Below are 20,002 nucleotides of genomic sequence, written 5' to 3'. Positions count from 1 at the left end.
GCCGCACTTCTCGCGGCCGCCGCGCTCCTGATGACCGGATGCAGTGGCGAGGCGAAACCCTCCGCCTCGGACAAGAAGGAGTCCACGCCGTCGGCGTCGGCCTCCGCGACGGGCCCCGCCCCGACCTCCTCCGCCCCCGGACCGGACGCCGTGTCGGACGGGCCGAAGGTGCCCGACGACGAACTGACGCCGGCCACCGGCTCCTTCGACAAGAAGGAGAAGGAGTATCTGAAGGACCGGGTCCCGGAGGGGGTGGAGCCGGCGGCGATCCTGGAGGCCGGCGAGGAGGCGTGCCGCCGGATCGAGGCCACCGCCGCGGTGGACGAGCAGGCCGCGCGGGACGCCATCGCCTCGGGTGAGATCGCCAACGCCAAGGACGCGATCAAACACCTGTGCCCCGAGTTCGAAGACCTTCTCCCGTAGACCCTCTAGGAGCGCGGCAAGTGAAGAAGCTGCCCATCGTCGTTGTGATCCCCACGAAGAACGAGGCGGAGAACATCGCGAGGACGGTACGGTCCGTGATCGACCACGTGGACCACGTCGTGGTGGTCGACTCGGACAGCACGGACGACACCCGCGCCCTGGCCGAGGAGCAGGGCGCGGAGGTCGTCCCGTACGAGTGGGACGGCAAGTACCCGAAGAAGAAGCAGTGGTGTCTGGACCGGGTGCGCCCGGAGATCCCCTGGGTGCTGTTCCTGGACGGGGACGAGACGCCGAGCCCCGAGCTGCTCGACGAGCTGCACCGGATCTTCGGGCGCGAGGACCGGACGGTGAAGCCGGCGGCGTTCGACATCCCGCTGGGCTACTGGTTCGCGGGCCGGCGGCTGAAGCACGGGTACACGATCGTCAAGCGGGTGCTGCTGGACCGGACCCGCTGCCGCTTCCCGGAGCTGGGCGATCTGGACGCGCCGGGCATGGGCGAGCAGGAGGGGCACTACCAGCCGCTCGCCGACGGCACGGTGGTCCGGCTGAAGGCGCCCATCGAGCACGAGGACCTGGACCCGGTGCGCACCTGGTTCGACCGCCACAACCGGTACTCGGACTGGGAGGCGTGGCTGGAGCACCACCCGGACGTCCGCGAGGACATCCGGGTGGCGAAGACCCGGCAGGGGCAGCTGTTCCACAAGGCGCCGTTCAAGCCGCTGGTGTCCTTCGGGTACGCCTACGTCCTCAAGCGCGGCTTCCTGGACGGCCGGGCGGGGCTGGACTACGCGCTGGCGATGTCCTTCTACCGCTGGCAGATCGCCCTGAAGACCCGCGAGGGCGCACGGCCGTAGGGGCGCGTGCGCCGTCCGGCGTACGGGGAGGCCGGGTGATCCCCACCCGGCCTCCCCGTCACGTCAGGGGTGATCCCCACCCGGCCTCCCCGTCACGTCAGTGGTCCCGCAGCACCGACTCGTAGACGCCGCGCAGGTCCTCGACCACCGCGTCGATCGAGAAGCGTTCCTCGACGAGGCGCACGGCCGCCTGCGAGGCCCGCTCGTTGGCCGCCGGGTCCAGCAGGCGCAGGACGGCGCGGGCGACCAGGTCGCTGTTGTCGGCGTCCTTCTCGCTCTCGGTCACCTCGCCGGCCCCGTACTCGGCGACCTCCGGCGCCATGCCGCAGTACCGCGTGATCACCACCGGCACACCCACCGACATGGACTCCAGCACCGACACCGGGAAGGGCTCGTACGTCGCGGGCAGTACGTACACGTCGGCCGTGCGCAGGAAGTCCAGCACCTCGTCGCGGGCCACCGAGCCGACGTACTTCACCGAGTCCCCGACGCCGAGCCGGCGCGCGAGCTCCATCATGGGCGCCGCGAGGAAACCGGTGTCCGGGCCGGCGAGGACGAAGCGCGCGTCCGGATACTCCTTCAGCACCGCCGGCATGGCCCGGATGAACTCCTCCGGCCGTTTGCGCTCCTGGACCCGCGCCATGAAGACGACCGTGGGCGGCCCGTCCGTGCGCTGCGGGCGGCGCTCCTGCGGGGTGACGCCGTTGACCAGCCGGTGCGCCGCGCGCAGCGGCGTGTCCGGGATCACCGCCTGGACGTCGTCGCGCTCCACCCCGGTCAGGTACAGCACGGAGTCGGCCTTGCGCAGCACGCGCTTGAGGCCCAGCACGTCCACCAGCCGCGCGACGCGTTTGTCGGTCGGATCGATCATCCCGTGCGTCTGCAGCACCAGCGGCACCCCGCACGCGAGCGCGGTCAGCGCGAACGGCAGCGTCACCAGGTCGCGCATCAGATGGACGTGCACCACGTCGGCGGACTTCACCAGCCGCCGCGCCCTCGCCAGCATCGGCACCGAGGTGATACCGCTGACCTCGAACCGCGGCAGCACGTGCTGCGCCTGGAAGACGAACGACGGAACACCCTCGATCTCGCCCGGCAGTTCACCGGAGAACCCGTCCCCGAGCGTCACCAGCCGCGCGTCCACCCCGCGGGCCCGCAGCCCGCGCGACAGGTTCAGCGCCACCTGCGTCGGGCCGCCGAAGTCACTGGTCGGTGTATGCAGCGTGACGGCATGCAGAACCCTCATCGAACCTCCCCCCACCGCACCCCCCGGCGCGTGTGGCGACAGCCTACCGGCCCGCACAACCAAGTCGGTCCGAACCTGGTCATACACTGTGCCGGGGGGAAGGTGGGGGCATGACCGACGACAGGCACGTTCCGGGCGACGACACCGTCCAGATGCGGCTGGCCCCGCTGGCCGCGGCCTCCGCTCGGCGGCGCAGGCCCGCGCCCGCGCCTGTGCCGCGCCCGGTCATCCCCCCGGACCTGCTGCCGCAGACCGCGCCGCGGGCGGTCCTCTCCCGCGCCCTGACGGTGCCGCTGGTGGTGGTGCTGGTCGGCCTGATCCCGGCGGTGATCGGCGGCATGGCCCCGGAGACCGCCCGCAACACCGCGTTCTGGCTGCAGTTGGCCGTCACCGTCTACGCGGGGGCCCGGCTCTGCGCGATGATCCTCACCGCCAGGCGGCGGCTGATAGCCGGGTCGATCTGGCTGTTCTGCTACGTCGCGATGGGCGTCGCCGTACTCGCGCAGCTCTCCCTGGGCCAGACGCCCACGCCGCTGGTGGGGACCAGCGGCGATCTGACGCTCGCGGTGGCGCTGGTGCTGCTGGGGTTCGTCGCCTTCGACGTGGGCGCGCTGCTGGCCCGGCACCGGCCCGCCCCGCGCCAGTACCGGCTGCGGCGCACCGCCACGGTCAGCAAGCGGCGGCTGTTCGTGCTGGTGCTCGTCGCGTATCTGTGCAGCGCGGTGTTCGTGGCGAGCCTCGGCGGGCCGGCGGTCTTCTTCTCCAGTCGGCAGGCGATCAGCGACCACCTGACCGCGGGCGGCACCTCCAGCTCCCAGGTGGGCTCGGCCTTCCTGCGCGGCTTCGGCACCGTCCCGGCGCTGCTCGCGCTGTTGATGCTGACCCGCTGGATGCTGTTCTCCCGCCGGGCCCGGCGCAGGCCCCAGGTGGTGCTGCCCTGGTTCGGGCTGCTGATCGTCAACGCCGTGGTGAACAACCCGGTGTCGAACCCCCGTTACTGGTTCCTCACAGTGCTCTTCGCGCTGCTGTTCACCGTCTTCCCGCGCAGCCCCGCCGTGTACCGGGCGGCGCTGACGCTGGGGGTGGCGGCGGCGGTGCTGATCTTCCCGTTCGCGGACAAGTTCCGTTACGACGAGGGGGGACGGGCGGCGTCCGAGCAGACGTCCACGCTGGAGCCGCTGGTCACGAAGGACTACGACCAGACGGTGATGCTGGCCAACACCATCTCGTGGGTCGACTCCGGCCACGGCCACACCTACGGCGAGCAGTTGGCGGCCTCGACGTTCTTCTTCGTACCCCGCTCGATCTGGCAGGACAAGCCGCTCGACTCGGGTGTCCGGGTCGGCCAGTGGATGGGCACGAGCAACACCAACCTGTCCTCCCCGCTGTGGGCGGAGCTCTGGCTGGACTTCGGCCCGTTCGGGATGACCGCGGGCTTCCTCGGCATCGGCTACTGCGTGGCCCGGGTGGACCGGCGTTTCGCCCGGTCGGGGCATGTGTCCCGGGATCCCGGCAACCTCCTCGCGGTGGTGGTCCCGTGCATCGCCGGCTATGCGTTCATCCTGCTGCGCGGACCGCTGCTGCAGACCACGGGGCGGATCGGGATCGCGGTGCTGTGCGTGGCGCTGGTGATGACGTTCCGGGGCGGGGAGCAGCACCGGCTCGATTAGCGGCGACGGGCCCCGGGCCGGGCCTCCGACGCGGTACCTTGTCGCTCGTACGGGGGGTGTATCGGCTGTGATGAAGCCTCAGTTGGTCATGGTCCACGGCATCGGCAGCCGGCGGGACACGGACACGGAACAGGGTGCCTGGCTCGACGCGCTGGCGGCCGGGTTGCGCGCGGCCGAGCGGGACGGGGAGGCCGCCGCCCTGCTGCGGGGCGCGCTGGCGGACGTCCGGTTCGCCAACTACAGCGATCTGTTCGACCGGCCCGGGGCCCAGGGCGAACCGGCGGACGCGCTCGACGACGCGGACGCCCCCTTCCTCGCGGACCTGCTGGGCTCGCTGCTGGACGGCCTGGACGAGCAGTTCCCGGCCGGGGAGTACGACCCGGACTCGGCGGAACGCGAGGCGCTCGACGACGCCCGCTTCCGGGTGGAGGCCGTCCTGTCCGGGCGGCAGGCGCAGGGCGCGGGCGAACCGGTCCGCGTACTGGTCGGTGCGGCCACGTCCATCCTGAGCCTGCCGGTGCTGCGCAAGGGCGCGCAGTGGATGAGCGGCAGGGCGTTCCTCTTCCAGCTCGCGCAGGTCGGCCGCTACCTCGACCGGTCGAGGGGCGGCGCGCTGGGACAGGCCGTACGCGAGCGGATCCTCGACGGCACCGACCCGGACCGCCCCCTGGTCGTCGTGTCGCACTCGCTGGGCACCGTGGTGGCGTACGAGGCGCTGCACGAGCACCCGGGGCCGGTGCCCCTGTGGGTGACGCTGGGCTCGCCCCTGGCGCTGGGCGCGGTGGTGCTGGACCGGCTGGTGCCGCGGCCCGCGCAGTGCCCGGAGACGGTCGGGGCGTGGCGCAACTACTGGGACCGCGACGACATCGTCGTCGGCCGGCCCGAGCTGGCGAAGTGGGTCGCGCCCAGCAGCACCGGGGTGGCGGCCGTGACCGCGCCGGTCACGTCGTCGGGGCTGTGGGTGCACACGGCGACGAAGTATCTGGAGCACCGGACCGTCGCCGAGCCCGTGGCCGAGGCCCTGCGCCCATGAGCACGCCCGGCACCGTGAAGCGCCACGTCCTGGTCGTCGGGGCGCAGTGCGAGGGGACGGACGCGCTGGCGGAGCTGGAGGACGCGGCCCGCTCGCTGCACGCGGTGCTGGTCGATCCCGAGCTGGGCGGCTGCACGGAGCGCGACGGGTCGCTGCTGGTCGAGACGGCTCCGGGGCGGGACGCGGTGGTCGCGGCGGTCGGGCGCGCCGCCCGGGCGGCAGCGCGGGACGGGGCCGTGCTGGTCCTGGCGTTCGTCGGGCACGGGGAGGGGTCCGAGGGCGGCCCGCTGTACTTCGTGACCACGGGGCGCCGCGGGAGTCCGGGCATCGAGAACGTGGACCTGCCGTCCCTGCTCGGCTCCGTGCTCAACCACCCCGGCCTGGCCGGGCTGGTCGCCGTCGTCGACGCCTGCCACGCGGCCGCCGCGAGCATCGACGCGGCGACGGTGGTCCGGGGGGTGCGGGAGGGCGACGTACAGCTGTCGATGCTGTACGCCAGTGCCGCCCAGGAGAACGCGTGGGACCTGTCCCTGACCACGGAGCTGGTGAAGGTCCTGCGCGAGGGCCTGCCGCAGGCCGGTGGGGTCCTCGAGATCGACGACACGCTGCGCGACCGGCTCCGCAAGCGGGTGCGGGGCCAGCTGCCCGCCAGGGACGGCTACTCGGGCGGGCGGGCGGTGCCCGGCCTGCTGTGGCTGGCGCGCAACAACGCGGCGCCGTCCGCGGGATCCGCGGGCCGGTTCGCGCTGGAGGCGCTGGCCGACGCGTGCCGGGCCGTCGATCCGTCCCTCGACCCGGGCCTCGGCCTGGCCGGGCTGAGCAGCCGGCTGGACGCCGCGCCGCAGGCGGACTGGGTGGCCCGGGAGCGGCTGCGGGAGCTGATCGCCGCGCTGCGGGTGGGCCGTTCGGCGCTGGAGACGGTCAAGGCGTCGGCCGGCGACGAGCTGACGGAGGAGGCGGTACGCCTCGCCGCCGCGCTCGCCGGATACCCGCACGCCGTGGTGTGGCGGGATCCCCCGCTGTCCCTGCGCGACGCCGTGGAGTACGCGGCGGTCAACCCCGACGCCCGCGACGAGCAGCACCGGCTCCTCGCCCGCTTCCTGGCGGCGCTGACGTACGCCATGGGCCGGCCGGAGTTGCCCGCGGCGTGGGTCGCCTGGATGCAGCGGCAGCCCGTCCCGCTGGAGACGGCGCGCACCTGGCTGCGGGACCTGGCCACCAGCAGCCGGGACGACGGGGCGCGGCTGGTGCTGGTGCTGAGCACGGACGGCGACGACGCCGTCGCCCGGGTGCGGGCGTGGCTGCTGCACGGGCGGGCGGTCATCGGCCGCGACCGCTTCCCCTGCCCGCGCGGCGAACTCGGGCTGCCCACGGCCCTGGACGACGCGGTGCGCTGGGCGAAGGAGCGGATCGGCGCGCTCGGGCTGCGGCTGCTGCGCATGGACGTCTCGGCCCCGGCCCTGATGCTCCTGCACGGCCCGCTGGAGGACCAGCCGGTGGGCCCGAAGCGCCGTCGGCTGGGCGTCGACTACAACGTCGTCGCCCGCTGGTCCGGGCTGCTGGAACCGCCGCCGGGCACCGACGGCTACGACCTGGTCGAGGCGGGGCAGCGCCTGCTCTCCGTACTGGACGAGTCCGCGGACTGCCGGCCCCAGTGGCTCACGGACACCCATCTGGCGTCCCTGGAAGCGCTGCTGGACGAGCTAGGCGTACGGGGGCGCGGGGAGGCGGTGTGGGGCGTGAGCCGGCTGCCGGAGGCCGACTGGGAGCTGATGGCCCTGGAACTCCTCATCCACTCCCCCGCCATGCTGTGGCCGCGCTCGAACGACGGCTGCGAGGCCAAGGCGCTGCGGGACGCCGTGCACGAGCACTGGGACGCGCTCCCGGGCCGGCTCACGGACGCCTACCGCAGATCGCTCCAGGCGCGCGGCGCCCATCCGCCCGAGCCGCTGGCCCTCGTGGGCGTGGCCTGGCACGACGAGCACTGGCAGGTGTTCTGCCAGAAGCAGGCATCCCGGTCCGTGGTGGCACCGTAGGCACCCAGCGAGGAGCGAGCATGAACTGGACCCCGTACTACTGGGGCAAGGGTGACGCCCCCGACAGCCCGCGCCGGCTGCCGGACCCGCCGCCGTGGCGGGCCGGCCGCACCGGACCGGCCAAGCGCAGCCCCGCCACCACGTACGAGCCGCCGGCGGGCCTCGTCGACGCGGTCAACGCCGCGCTCCATCTGCGGCGTCCGCTGCTCCTGACCGGGCCGGCGGGCTCCGGCAAGTCCACCGTCATCGAGCAGATCGCCGTCCAGACCGGCCTGGGCGACGTACTGCGCTGGCACATCACCTCGCGCAGCACGCTGGCCGAGGCGCTGTACCGGTACGACGCGCTGGGGCGCATCCACGCCCACGCGCTGCGCGACGGGGGCGGGGCGAAGCCCGTACCGGGGGCGCAGGCCGCTCCGTCGGGGGAAGACGACATCGGGGACTATCTGCAGCTCGGCCCGCTGGGTACGGCCCTGCTGCCGGCGGACCGGCCGCGCGCGCTGCTGATCGACGAGATCGACAAGAGCGATCTCGACCTGCCGAGCGACCTCCTGGACGTGCTGGAGCGCGGCGAGTTCGAGATCCCCGAGCTGGCCCGGCACCCGGTGCGCACGGTGCGGGTGCGCACCGCCGAGCCGGGCGGGCGCGTCGAGGTGGAGGACGGTCTGGTGCGGTGCCGGGAGTTCCCGGTCATCGTGCTCACCAGCAACGGCGAGCGGGACTTCCCGCCGCCGTTCCTGCGCCGGTGCGTCCGCTTCGACATGCCGCCGCTGTCCCGCGACGTGCTCGCCAGGATCGTCACGGCCCATCTGGACGACGTCGACGAGCAGGACCCCACCACCGCCACGCTGCTCACCGCCTTCGTGGAGCAGCTGGGGCAGGGCCAGCACCTGGCGATCGACCAGCTGCTCAACGCCGTGTACCTGCTGAAGGAGGGCGACCTCGAGGACGGCGAGCAGCGGGACCGGCTGCAGCAGCTGCTGCTGAAGGAGCTCGGGCGTGCGTGAGCGCGTCGCGCGGGCGCTGGCCGCCCTCGCCCGCGAGGGGGTCGACGTCGCCGATCTGCTGGACGCGATGGTGCTCGCCGCCACGCGGGCGGGCACGGACGCGGTGCCGCCGCCTCCCGGGGAGGGTGCCGGTGCCGACGCCGCGGCGGGCCATCACGGGCCGGGCGCAGGCGAGTCCGGCGGGCGGGAATCGGCGCGGGCGGGGACTCGGCCGCAGGAGGCCGGTACGGATCCGGACGAGCCCGCGATGCCCGTGTGGCTGGAGCAGCCCGGCAGTTCGCATGCCGTGCCCGGCGGCCGGCTGAGCGCGGGGCGGGCCGCCGCGCTGCCCGACGCGCTGGGTATCGGGCGCGCGCTGCGGCCGCTGCGGCGCCGGCGCCCGTCTCCGACGCGCAGCCACCTCGACGTGGACGCCACCGTCGAGCACTACACCCGTACGGGCCTGCTCGTCCCACAGCTGCGGCCGGCGGCCGAACCGTGGCTGGAGGCGGTGGTGGTGCTGGACCGGGGCACCGCCATGGCCGTCTGGGACGAGGCCGTGCGCACGCTCACCAAGACCCTGCGCGAGCTGGGCGCCTTCCGCGACGTACGGGTGTGGCATCTGGAGCATCCGCCGCACGGGACGCCGCGGTTGCGCGACGACCGGGGCCGGGTGCTGGGCGCGGACGCGCACCGGCAGCCCGCGCACCGGCTGCTGCTCGTCGTCTCCGACTGCGCGGCGCCCGCCTGGCGCGAGGACGCGCTGTGGCGGCTGCTGCACGCGTGGGGGCGCACGGCGCCGCTGGCCCTGATCAACCCGCTGCCCACGCGGCTGTGGCGGCTGTCGGGCCTGGACCTCCCCCGTACCACCGCCGTCTCCCCCGCCCCCGGCGCGGCCGGTCGCCGCCTCGTCTGGCGGCGGCCCCGGCTGCTGCGGGAGGCGCCCGGCGTCCGCCCGTGGCAGGCGCTGCCCGTACTGCCGCTCGCCGCGGATCCGGTGCTGGCGTGGGCGCGGGCCCTGATGCGGATGGACCCGGACGGCTGCGACGTGGTCCTCGTCCCGGCCACGGGCCGGCTGCCGCGGCGCGCTGCGGTACGGGACGACGCCTCGCGTCCGTCGACCGCGGACGAAGTGCGGGCCCGCGCGGAGGCGTTCACGGCGGAGGCGGAGCCGGCCGCGGTCCAGCTGGCGGTGGCGGCGTCGCCGCTGGACACCTTCACACTGCCGGTGCTGGACATCCTGCGCGAGCGGGTCGTACAGGAGGGCGGGCTCGCGGACACGGCGGAGTTCCTGACGGCGGGGCTGCTCACGACGGTGGGCAAGGTGAAGGGCGATCTGCTCTACCGCTTCCGTCCGGCGGCGGCGGAGCATCTGCAGGGGCTGCTCAGCCGCGACCAGCTGTGGCGGACACACCTGGCGCTGTCCGAGCACCTGGCGGAGCGGCTGCAGTCGCCGCACGGGATCGCCCTGGTGCTGCAGCGCCCGGAGGCGCTGGAGACGGTCCCGGTGGGGCTGCGGCCGGTCGCGGCCGCGGCGGCGGTTACGGCGCGGGTGCTCGGGTTGCGGGTGCCGGAGGGGCCGGGCGCGGGCGCGGGCCTGCCCGAGCTGCCGCAGCTCGCCCCCGGTCCGCAGCCGGAGGCCGGTGTGCCGGAGCCGGATGAGGTGGCGGAAGGGTTCGAGGAGCACGTCCTGCACGGGCACTCCGGGACGGTGCGGAGTGCGGCGTTCTCGCCGGACGGCTCACTGGTGGCGACCGGCAGCTACGACTCGACGGTCCGGATCTGGGACGCCGTCACCGGGCAGTTGCTGCAGGACCTCACCGGCCACCTGCACCCCGTCAACGGAGTGGCGTTCTCGCCCGACGGCACCTGTGTGGCTTCGGGCGCGGACGACGACACGGTGCGGATCTGTGAGGTCGGCAGCGGCAGCGTGCGTCTGGTCATCACCGGACACGCAGGGTGGGTCAACATGGTGGCGTTCTCACCCGACGGCACCCGGCTGGCCACCGCCGGCGAGGACGGGACGGCGCGCATCTGGGACACCGCCACCGGGCAGCAGCTCCGCGTGCTGGTCGACGGCAGACCGGAACAGCCCGTCAAGGGAGTCGCGTTCTCCCCCGACGGCGCGTTCGTGGCGACCGCCTCCTTCGACAGGACGGCCCGGGTCTGGGAGACGTCCACCGGAGCACTGGTCCAGAGCTTCTCCGTCGGCAACAACTCGTTCAACGCCGTCGCCTTCTCTCCCGACGGCAGCCTCCTGGCCGCTGCCGAGGCGGATACGTCCGCACGCGTGTGGGACATCGCCACCGGACGGCAGGTGCACGTGCTCGCCGGGCATGGCGACTGGGTGCGGTCGGTGGCGTTCTCACCCGACGGCACCCTCCTTGCCACCGCCGGCGACGACGGGACGGCGCGCGTCTGGGACATCCGGACGGGACTGGCTGTGCGCATTCTGGCGGGACACAGCGACTGGGTGTGGCACGTGGCGTTCTCACCCGACGGCACCCGGCTGGTCACGGCCGGCGGCGATCAGACCGCGCGTCTGTGGGACCTTGCCTCGACCGCCCCGCCGCGATCCGTTGCTCCGTTCGATCCCGTGCCGGCCACCTGGACCGAGGAGCGCGTACTCACCGGCCACACGAACGACGTGAACGCGGTGGCCTTCTCACCCGACGGCACCCGCGTCGCCTCGGCGAGCGATGACACGTTCGTACGGGTCTGGGACGCCCGCACGGGGGAACTCCTCAACACCCTGACCGGCCACAGCAGCCTGGTGCTGGGCGTGGCGTTCTCGCCGGACGGCACCCGCCTGGCCAGCGCCGGGACCGACAACGCGCGTATCTGGGACGCCCGCTCCGGACGTACCCTCGCCACCCTCGGCGGGCTCGAGGGCTGGGTGCGCTCAGTCGCGTTCTCCCCCGACGGCAGCCGCCTGGTCACCGCCGGCGACGACCGCGCGACGCACATCTGGGACGCTCGTACCGGTGCCGCGGTCACCGAGCTCACCGGGCACGAAGGGCGGGTGCGGGCGGCGGAGTTCTCACCCGACGGCACCCTGCTGGCCACCGCGGACGACGCCGGGACCGCCCGTCTCTGGGACACCCGCACCTGGCGGTCCGTCACGTCCATGGCGGAGCCGGACGTCATGCTGCTGAGCGTCGCGTTCTCTCCCGACGGCACGCGTGTCGCCACCACCGGCACCGGTCCGGACATTCGCGTCTGGGACGCGGTCAGCGGCGAGCCGCTGGTCACCATCAACGACACCCGGGCTCTGACACTGAACGTGGCGTTCTCCCCCGACGGCCTCCTCCTGGCCACCACCAGCGCCGAGGGAGACGTCCAGATCTGGTACGCCACCACCGGGGACCACGTCACCACCCTCACCGGACACACCGAATGGGTGCGGGGGGTGGCCTTCTCCCCCGACGGCACGCGCCTGGCGACATCGGGCGACGACCAGACCGTGCGCATCTGGACCCGCCCTTCAGACCCCGCGCCCTCCTGACGCGCCGGCGGCCTCAACCGCCCCCGAACCGCCCTCGGCTCCCCGCGCCTCCCGGCCCGCCCTCAGCCACAACGCCACCGCCTTCAGCCCCGACCCCACGACCAGCCCCCACGCCGCCCCCAGCACCCCGCCCACCGCGTAACCGCAGAGCAGGAAACCCACCGACGCCAGCGAGAAGACGACCTGGATCGGCAGCGTCGCCCGGGGCGCCAGCACCCGCAGGGTCAGCAGCGCGCTGGTCCCCGCAGCGATCGCCGCGTACTGGCTGCCCGTCGCCGGCAGCAGGCCCGACGCCGCCGACCACGTGTCGCCGAGGATCTCGCGCCCCGCCCGCTCCGGCAGGAGCACCAGCACCGTCGTCCACACCGCCGCCGTACCCGAGAGCAGCGCCGCGAGCGCGGCCGTCGCGCGCACCTTGCGGCGCGGGCCCGCGACGCGGTTGAGCAGCGGCGGGCCGAACGACGTCGCCGAGTTGTACAGCACGTTCATCGGCCCGTACAGCGTCACCGCCCCCCGCAGCGCGCCCACCGCGAGCTGGCTGGCGAACAGGCCGAGGCCCACCACCGCGAGCTGGCTGGAGCCGTTGCCCACGGCGAACTCGACGACGAAGCGCCGCCCCAGATGGCCCCGGCGCAGATACCGCCGCCAGTCGGTGACCGCGCCCCGCACCCGCGGCGCCAGCAGGGCGAGGCCCAATAGCAGCGCCGGCAGAGCGGTGAGCCCCCAGACGGCGACCAGCCGCGCCGCGGAGGAGCCTTCGGGCTGTACGGCGAGGGCGGGCACGACCACCGCGCACCGCAGCGCGTCGCTCGCGAGGGCGTACTGCGGCAGCCGCAGCGTGGAGAAGCAGTACCGGACGGTGTCCTGCACCAGGACGACCGGCAGGACAAGCCCCAGCGCGAGCAGACCTCCCGCCACCTCCCCGGAGAGCGCCGCGAGGACGAGCGCCGCCGCGCCGCCGACGGCCGACGAGGCGAGCGCGGTGAACGCCACCGCCGAGCGGCACGCCTCCCGCACGCCTCGGCCGCCCGCCGGATCGTCCCGTTCCAGCACCAGGGCCTGGCCGACGTAACTCGTCTCGATGCCGAGCAGCACCGTGAAGACCATGTAGACGATGGAGAACACCGCGAAGTCCGCCGCCGACGACAGCCGCGCGGCGACCACGAGGACGGCGATGTTGGTGAGGGCGGCCACCGCCTGGTCCGCGACGGAGCAGACGACGGCCGTCCTGGTGCGCTGCGTCACCTCGTGGACGAGCGGACGTCCGGCTGGTCCCGCTCGTACTCCTCTCCCGGGCGCGGCGGTTCGGCGGGGCGGGGCAGCTCCACGGCGGGTCCGCCCCGCTGCGGCTTGCCCCGGCCGCCCTTGCCGCGCGACTTCGAACGGTGGCCGTCCTCCTCGTCCTTGCCGCCGCCGAAGGAGTGCAGCACGGCGCCCAGCACGGTGCCGCCGGCGCCCTGGATCAGCTCGCGGATGCGCTCCAGGTCGTCGCGGCGGACCGTGTGCGGGTCGCACACGACGAGCACGCCGTCGACGCGGTCGGCGAGCGCCATGGCGTCGGCGTACGACAGCACGGGCGGCGCCAGCACCACGACGACCGCGCCCGGCGCGTCCGCCTCGGCGATCAGCTGCGTGGCGGGGGCGGAGGTCAGGGCGCGGGCCGCGTTGCGGACCCGGGTGCCGGGCACGAGGTCGAAGGCGCCCGACTCGCCCGCGTCGATGGGGATCTGCAGCCCGGTCGGCCAGCCGCCGTCGCCGCGGGCGGGCGTACGGGCCCAGCCGGGCCGGACGCCGTCCGCGGCGCTCAGCCGCGCGGACAGGGTGGGCGTACGCAGATCGGCCTCGATCAGCAGCACCTCGTGGCCCATCTCGGCGAAGGACGCGGCGAGGTTGACGGAGACGATGGCCGGTATGTCGTTGCGTCCGCGGGGCGCCACGACGAGCAGCCGGCGCCGGTCGCCGAAGCGCTGGTCGTAGGCGAGCCGGAAGGCTATGGACCGGTACTCCTCCGCCGTCCGGCCCTCGGCCAGCAGCGGGACCGGCCGGCGGCTGCCGGGCAGCGTACCCAGCACGGGGGCGCGCAGGGCGCGTACGACGTCGCTGGTGGACCGGGCCGTCGGGTCGAAGATCAGCCGGACCCAGGCGATGACCAGGCCGAAGCCGAGACCGACGGCGGCGCCCAGGACGATCAGCAGGACCAGGCCGGGGCCGGAGGGCTCGCTCGGCGGGGTCGCGGTGCGGACGATGTTGCCGGAGGTCGTGTCGATCGCGTTGACCTCCGCCTTCTTGGCGGAGATCTGCGACATCGAGATCTCCAGCGACGACTTGTCGGAGAGCGCCTGCTCGAGCGCCCGGCCGCTCAGGTCCGGGATGTCCTTCAGGATCGAGTCGCGGTTGCCCCGCAGCGGTGCGAGCTGGGACTCGTACTGGCGGGCCGTGCTCTCGATGATCTTCTCGTTCTGGGCCCTGCGGTAGTCGAGGTAGGCCTTGGCGAAGGCGTTGGAGCGCTCGGCGGCGACCTCCGCGTCGGTGGCGCTGTAGTTGAAGCGCAGGACCAGGGTGTTGGGCGGGTTGGTGACCTGCAGCCCGGCCTGGAGCTCCTCGATCGGCTCGGTGGTGTCCAGGTCCGTCTGCGCGAGCGCGGCCACGGAGTTGCTCACCGCCGTCTGGCGCTCCGTGCCCATGTTGTCGCGGTTCGTCTGCGAACTGCCGCCGGGGGCGAACGGGTCCAGGGTCACCTGCCGGACCGTCACCTCGCTGGTGCCGACGTACGACTCACCGCCGACCAGCCCCATCCACAGCCCGCCCAGCAGCCCCAGCACCACCCCGAGGGCCAGCATCCCCCGGTAGCGCAGCAGCTGCCGGAACTGGTCCCGCAGCAGGTCCGGCTCGTCCTGCTCCAGCCCCCGGACCGACGTGTCCTGCCCCATTCCAGCCATGACTATCGTGCCCCCTCCACCGAGCCGGCGCTCCCGCGTGTCCCCACACCCGCCCCGCCGGCTTCTCCAGTATGCGCGGCGTCCTCGGCAGGTGTCCGCTGCCTGGGGACGAACGCGCGGCCCATGGCCTCGCTCATCAGCGCGTCGATACGGGCCAGTCCGGCCCGGCGGCTGAGGTGTGCCTCGACGTACTCGGGTCCCCTGGCGCCCAGCCGCCCGGCCTCGTCCGGGTCCGCGGCCAGCCGGCGGACCGCGCCGACCAGCGCCCGCGGGTCCTCCGGCCGCACGATGACCCCGGCGCCGGACCGCCGCATCTCGTCGGCGGTGCCCCCCTCGTCGGCTATGGAGGCGACCACGGGGCGGCCGGTGGCGAAGTAGGACGTCAGCTTGGACGGGACGCTCATGTCCTTCACCGAGGCGCGCTGGGTGACGGCGAGCGCGTCCGCGGCGGCCAGCACGTCGGTGAAGTCGGCGTCGTCGGCGGGCTCGCGGAACTCCAGGTTCTCCAGCCCCCGCCCCAGTTCGCGCAGTCGCTCGCGCTGGTTGCCGTCCCCCATCAGCACGATCTGTACGTCGGGGGCGAGCCGCGCGGCCTCCACGAGCACCTCGAGTCCCTGCTTCAGCCCCATGTTCCCGGAGTGCAGGACCACGGTCTGGTCCGGGCGCCAGCCCAGGCGCGCGCGGGTCTCGTCGCGGGGGCGGCTGGGGCGGGTCACGTGCGACCAGTTGGGGACGAGGCGGATGCGCTCCTCCTCCACGCCCATGGCGCGGACCCGGTCCATGAAGCTCTCGTGGATGACGCCGACCAGCGACGCCTGCCTCAGCACACGCGCCTCGACGCCCCCCGCCGCGCCGCCCGCCGCGCGTCCGCCGCCGCTGATGCCGCTCTGCGCGGCGGCGGCTCCCATCAGGTCCTGGACGACGGGTATGAACGGCACGCGGTGGCGGCGGGCGATGCGGGCCGCCAGGACGCCGCCGGCGAGGCTGGGCATCTGGGCGACGACCACGTGCGGCCTCGGCATGCGCGGCGGGGCGGCCAGTCCGTGGGCCAGGATGGACGCCTCGTACAGGGCGCGCCGGAGCGCGGTCTGGCGGCGCGGGACGGTGTGCCGGCGGCGGTGGACGGTGACACCCTCGCGCTGCTCCTCGACGCGCCACACCCCGCGGTAGCCGGCGGCGAGTTCCCACTGCGGGTAGTGGGGGAGCCCCGCCAGCACGTGCACCTCGGCGCGGCCGGCGGCCGCCCAGTGCTCGGCTGTCTGCGTCGCATACGGGCCGATTCCGGCCTGCTCCGGTGCGTAGTTGGTCGATACCAGCAGAACACGTGTCACAGACGCCCTCCCCCTTAACGGCTGAACTTGCACCCTATCCGGCCGTGCCCGCTATGGTTGACACTCGTGGCGCGCTGGGGGTTGCGCCAAAGTTTGGGGGGATTTCATCCATGCCGCATGTCGTCGGCTACGCACCAGGGGTATACGACCTTTTCCACGTCGGCCACCTCAACATCCTTCGCCATGCCCGCAGTCAGTGCGACTACCTGGTCGCGGGCGTCGTGTCGGACGAGATGGCGGAGCTGGCCAAGGGTCGCAGACCGGTGATACCGCTGGTCGAGCGGCTGGAGATCGTGCGCAGCATCCGCTTCGTGGACGCGGCGTTCGTCGAGACGGTTCCGGACAAGCTGGAGACGTGGCAGCAGGTCCGGTTCGACGTGATCTTCAAGGGCGACGACTGGCGGGGCACGCCCAAGGGCGAGCGGCTGGAGCGCGACTTCAGGTCGGTGGGCGTGGAGGTCGTCTACTTCCCGTACACGGTCCACACCTCGAGCACCCAGCTGCGCCGGGCGCTGGACGTCCTCGAAGGCGGCCCGGCGACGCGGGCGCACGAGGCGACGCAGCCGTAACGCCCGCTCCTCACCGCGCTGTTACGCCCTCCACTCACGCGCCGTAACGCCCGCACCCCTCACCGCACCGCGCTCAGCTCGCGGAACCACTTCACCAGGAACGCGCACAGGAACACCGCGTGCACCGCGAACAGCGCGGTGTACGCCGTACGGAACGCGTCCTGGCCGCCCAGCAGCAGGAACACCACGCAGAACACCCCGTAGTCCACCGGCAGCAGCGCCACCGCGCGCAGCCGGGACGGTGCGGGCGCGGGGGCGCTCGGTGCGGGCTTCGGCTTCAGCTTGTCGGTCAGCAGACCGCCGCAGAAGATCAGGACCGCCGCGAGCTGGAACCCCAGCGGGACCAGCAGCCAGCCGTCCGACGGCAGGTCGGAGAACCGGTACCACGACACCAGCACCGCCGCGTGCAGCGCGGTGATCTTGGCGCAGTCCACGACATGGTCCAGCCACTCCCCCGCCGCGCTGCTCTCCCGCCGCAGCCGCGCCAGCTGGCCGTCCGCCGAGTCGAAGGCGAAGCCCAGCACCAGCAGGGCGTACACCAGCAGCGCCAGCCCCCCGGACGGGCGGACGGCCGCGACGAGCGCCACCGCCGTACCGCTGAAGGCCGCCGAGATCAGCGTGACCTGGTTCGGGCTGAGGCCGAGGCCGTAGCTGACGGCCGCCAGTACGCGGCCTATGGGGCGGTTGATGTAGCGAGAGTAGAGCGAGACACCTTTGGACGCTTTCTGAGCATTGCGCAGTTCCTGCAGCGCTTCCCCCACGGTCATACGCGCATGATGATCGAGCAAGCGCGTACTTGGGGAGCGGGCGGCCAAATGAGAGTCGAATCACTGGACTATGCGGGCGGGGATCAGGTAAGCCTCAGTTAAGTTAGGTCCGCCTTATTACGACGTGACGACGCCCCGTCCCGAAGCCAGGAGACCACATGCGCCCCGCCCGCCTCACCGTCTGCATCGCCGCCGCCGCGACGCTGACCGCTGTCACCGCAGGCTGCGCCGAGAAGAGCGACGGCAAGAGCGGCGGCGACGGCGCCGTCTCCGTCACGGCCACGGACAGCAAGTGCGACGTGTCGCCGAAGGAGTTCAAGGCCGGGCACGTCACGCTCGACATCGAGAACAAGGGCTCCAAGGTCACCGAGGTCTACATCCTGCTCCCCGGCGACCGCGTCGTGACCGAGCGCGAGAACATCGGCCCCGGCACCAAGGCCGAGGTCACCGCCGAGGTCAAGGCGGGCACGTACGAGATCGCCTGCAAGCCCGGCATGAAGGGCGACGGCATCCGGCAGACCGTGAAGGCCACCGGCAAGGGCGCGGTCAAGGCGCTCGACCCGAAGCTCGCCGCGGCGGTCGCCGAGTACCGCAAGTACGTGCAGGAGCAGGCCGACGAGACCGTGCCGCTGGCGCAGGCGTTCGCCGACGCCGTGAAGGCCGGGGACGTCGAGGCCGCGAAGAAGGCGTACGCCGTCTCCCGGATCGGCTGGGAGCGCACCGAGCCGGTCGCCGAGTCCTTCGGCGACATCGACCCGAAGGTCGACGTCCGCGAGGACGGGCTGGAGGCCGGCCAGGAGTGGACCGGCTGGCACAAGCTGGAGAAGTCCCTCTGGCAGGACAAGAAGATCACCGACGCGGACAAGCAGCTCGCCGACCTGCTGATGAAGGACCTCACCGACTGGCAGGAGCGGGTCGGCTCCGCCGACATCAACCCCACCAGCATGGCCAACGGTGCCAAGGAGCTCCTCGACGAGGTCGCCACCGGCAAGGTCACCGGCGAGGAGGAGCGCTACAGCCACACCGACCTGGTCGACTTCCAGGCCAACGTGGAGGGCGCCCAGAAGTCCTACGACCTGCTCAAGCCCGTCGCCGCCAAGAACGACCCGGCGCTCGCGGCCGAGCTGGACAAGCAGTTCGGCGCGCTGTTCGCGCTGCTGGCGAAGTACAAGGAGGGCGACGGTTTCGTGTCCTACGACACCGTCGGCGACCCCGGGCGCAAGGAGCTCTCCGACGGCGTGAACGCGCTCGCCGAGCCCCTGTCGAAGCTCGCCGCGGCAGTCGTCAAGTAGCCGGTACGGTCAGCGAGAGGTGGACGGACCCATGTCCGACGAGACCAACGAGACCACGACGGCCCAGGCCGACGCCCCCGGCGAACCGCGCCAGGCGCCCAGCCGCCGCTCCCTCATCGGCTGGGGCGGCGCGGGCCTCGCGCTCGGCGCCGCGGCGGCCGGCGGGGCGGCCCTCGCCGCGTCCGGCGACGACGGCCCGCGCACGGTCAGCGCCGCGGCGGAGGGTGCGGCCGTCGCCTTCCACGGCGTACACCAGGCGGGGATCGCAACGCCGGTCCAGGACCGGCTGCACTTCGCCGCGTTCGACGTGAAGACGGAGGACCGCGAGGAGCTCGTCCAGCTGCTGAAGGACTGGACGCGCGCCGCCGAGCGGATGACCGCCGGGCGCGAGGTCGGCGAGGGGGCCATCAGCTCCCTGGCCGAGGCGCCGCCGGACGACACCGGCGAGGCGCTCGGTCTCAAGCCCTCGCGGCTCACGCTCACCATCGGCTTCGGGCCGACCCTGTTCGAGAAGGACGGCAAGGACCGCTTCGGGCTGACGGGCAACCGCCCCGAGGCCCTGGTGGACCTGCCGCTCTTCCCCGGCGACAACCTCGACGCGGCCCGCTCCGGCGGCGACCTGTGCGTCCAGGCGTGCGCCGACGACCCGCAGGTCGCCGTGCACGCCATCCGCAACCTGGCCCGGATCGGCTTCGGCAAGGTCACGGTCCGCTGGTCGCAGCTGGGCTTCGGTAAGACCTCCTCCACCACGCCCGACGCGCAGACGCCGCGCAACATGATGGGCTTCAAGGACGGCACCCGGAACATCGCCGGCACCGAGACCGCGAAGCTCGGCCGGCACGTGTGGGTGTCGGAGAAGGACGGCCCGGGCTGGATGGCGGGCGGCTCGTACCTCGTCGCGCGCCGGATCCGGATGCACATCGAGACCTGGGACCGGACCTCCCTGCAGGAGCAGGAGGACATCATCGGCCGGGACAAGGGCGAGGGCGCGCCGTTCGGCAAGGTCAAGGAGCACGACGAGCCGCTGCTGAAGGCGATGCTGCCGACCGCCCATGTGCGGCTCGCGCACCCCGACTCCAACAACGGCGCGATGATGCTGCGCCGCGGCTACTCCTTCACCGACGGCACGGACGGTCTCGGCCGGCTGGACGCGGGGCTGTTCTTCCTCGCCTACCAGCGGGACGTGCGGGACGCGTTCATCCCCGTCCAGGGGAAGCTGGCGAAGAACGACGCGCTGATGGAGTACCTGCAGCACGTCGGCTCCGCGGTCTTCGCGGTCCCGCCGGGGGTCGCCGGCAAGGACGACTGGTGGGGCAGGGCGCTGTTCGAGGGCACCGGGAAGGGGGCGTAA

General features: G+C 73.3%; 15 protein-coding genes. 10 read left to right on the top strand and 5 right to left on the bottom strand.

Features of this window, described 5'->3' with window-relative positions; all coding sequences use genetic code 11:
- The first annotated feature begins 27 nt into the window (after positions 1-27).
- Entirely contained in the window at positions 28-423 is a 396-nt protein-coding gene (locus tag AB0M28_RS14620) for a hypothetical protein (RefSeq protein WP_365403294.1), read from the top strand.
- 20 nt (positions 424-443) lie between these two features.
- Positions 444-1,277, top strand: coding sequence for a glycosyltransferase family 2 protein (locus AB0M28_RS14615; protein ID WP_365403276.1), 834 nt, complete (start codon positions 444-446; stop codon positions 1,275-1,277).
- A 97-nt stretch (positions 1,278-1,374) separates the two neighbouring features.
- Here AB0M28_RS14615 and AB0M28_RS14610 read toward each other — a convergent pair whose 3' ends face one another.
- The gene (locus tag AB0M28_RS14610) at positions 1,375-2,523 is read right to left on the bottom strand and encodes a glycosyltransferase (RefSeq protein ID WP_365403273.1); all 1,149 of its coding nucleotides are present in this window, start codon (positions 2,521-2,523) and stop codon (positions 1,375-1,377) included.
- Positions 2,524-2,633: 110 nt separating this feature from the next.
- Here AB0M28_RS14610 and AB0M28_RS14605 point away from each other — a divergent pair, with 110 nt between their 5' ends.
- The 5 genes from AB0M28_RS14605 (at position 2,634) to AB0M28_RS14585 (ending at position 11,753) form a co-directional block, all read left to right on the top strand.
- The gene (locus tag AB0M28_RS14605; RefSeq protein WP_365403271.1) at positions 2,634-4,193 is read left to right on the top strand and encodes an O-antigen polymerase; all 1,560 of its coding nucleotides are present in this window, start codon (positions 2,634-2,636) and stop codon (positions 4,191-4,193) included.
- A 70-nt stretch (positions 4,194-4,263) separates the two neighbouring features.
- Positions 4,264-5,226 carry a hypothetical protein gene (locus AB0M28_RS14600; RefSeq protein WP_365403269.1) on the top strand — a complete coding sequence of 321 codons (963 nt, stop codon included), beginning with the start codon at positions 4,264-4,266 and terminating at the stop codon, positions 5,224-5,226.
- A complete protein-coding gene (locus AB0M28_RS14595) occupies positions 5,223-7,262 on the top strand; it encodes a hypothetical protein (RefSeq protein ID WP_365403266.1) in 2,040 nt (679 codons plus the stop codon). The genes AB0M28_RS14600 and AB0M28_RS14595 overlap by 4 nt, the downstream gene beginning before the upstream one ends.
- 20 nt (positions 7,263-7,282) lie before the next feature.
- Positions 7,283-8,269, top strand: coding sequence for an ATPase (locus AB0M28_RS14590; protein ID WP_365403263.1), 987 nt, complete (start codon positions 7,283-7,285; stop codon positions 8,267-8,269).
- Positions 8,262-11,753: a WD40 repeat domain-containing protein gene (locus AB0M28_RS14585; RefSeq protein ID WP_365403260.1), complete on the top strand. Its 3,492-nt coding sequence runs from the start codon at positions 8,262-8,264 to the stop codon at positions 11,751-11,753. The genes AB0M28_RS14590 and AB0M28_RS14585 overlap by 8 nt, the downstream gene beginning before the upstream one ends.
- Here AB0M28_RS14585 and AB0M28_RS14580 read toward each other — a convergent pair.
- The 3 genes from AB0M28_RS14580 to AB0M28_RS14570 are packed head-to-tail and all read right to left on the bottom strand — an operon-like array spanning position 11,733 to position 16,008.
- Positions 11,733-12,998 carry a hypothetical protein gene (locus AB0M28_RS14580; RefSeq protein ID WP_365403257.1) on the bottom strand — a complete coding sequence of 422 codons (1,266 nt, stop codon included), beginning with the start codon at positions 12,996-12,998 and terminating at the stop codon, positions 11,733-11,735. The two genes, AB0M28_RS14585 and AB0M28_RS14580, sit on opposite strands and share 21 nt — an antisense overlap.
- Positions 12,995-14,692, bottom strand: a complete 1,698-nt coding sequence (locus AB0M28_RS14575; protein WP_365403254.1) for a lipopolysaccharide biosynthesis protein — start codon at positions 14,690-14,692, stop codon at positions 12,995-12,997. The genes AB0M28_RS14580 and AB0M28_RS14575 overlap by 4 nt, the downstream gene beginning before the upstream one ends.
- 2 nt (positions 14,693-14,694) lie before the next feature.
- Positions 14,695-16,008 carry a glycosyltransferase gene (locus AB0M28_RS14570; RefSeq protein WP_365403291.1) on the bottom strand — a complete coding sequence of 438 codons (1,314 nt, stop codon included), beginning with the start codon at positions 16,006-16,008 and terminating at the stop codon, positions 14,695-14,697.
- Between the two features lie 125 nt (positions 16,009-16,133).
- On the opposite strand from AB0M28_RS14570, the gene AB0M28_RS14565 reads away from it, so the two are divergent.
- Positions 16,134-16,592, top strand: a complete 459-nt coding sequence (locus AB0M28_RS14565) for an adenylyltransferase/cytidyltransferase family protein (RefSeq protein ID WP_365403251.1) — start codon at positions 16,134-16,136, stop codon at positions 16,590-16,592.
- Between the two features lie 59 nt (positions 16,593-16,651).
- Here the strand turns inward: AB0M28_RS14565 and AB0M28_RS14560 are convergent, their stop codons facing one another.
- Positions 16,652-17,359 (bottom strand): CDP-alcohol phosphatidyltransferase family protein, encoded by a 708-nt coding sequence (locus tag AB0M28_RS14560; RefSeq protein ID WP_365403248.1) that lies wholly within the window; start codon positions 17,357-17,359, stop codon positions 16,652-16,654.
- 158 nt (positions 17,360-17,517) lie between these two features.
- On the opposite strand from AB0M28_RS14560, the gene efeO reads away from it, so the two are divergent.
- Together efeO and efeB are read left to right on the top strand one after the other, a co-directional pair.
- Entirely contained in the window at positions 17,518-18,651 is a 1,134-nt protein-coding gene (efeO, locus tag AB0M28_RS14555) for an iron uptake system protein EfeO (protein ID WP_365403245.1), read from the top strand.
- A gap of 31 nt (positions 18,652-18,682) precedes the next feature.
- The gene (efeB, locus tag AB0M28_RS14550) at positions 18,683-20,002 is read left to right on the top strand and encodes an iron uptake transporter deferrochelatase/peroxidase subunit (protein ID WP_365403243.1); all 1,320 of its coding nucleotides are present in this window, start codon (positions 18,683-18,685) and stop codon (positions 20,000-20,002) included.

It is taken from the genome of Streptomyces sp. NPDC051940 (assembly GCF_040680895.1).
Lineage (GTDB): Bacteria > Actinomycetota > Actinomycetes > Streptomycetales > Streptomycetaceae > Streptomyces.
This window is presented reverse-complemented; position numbering and strand designations above follow the sequence as displayed.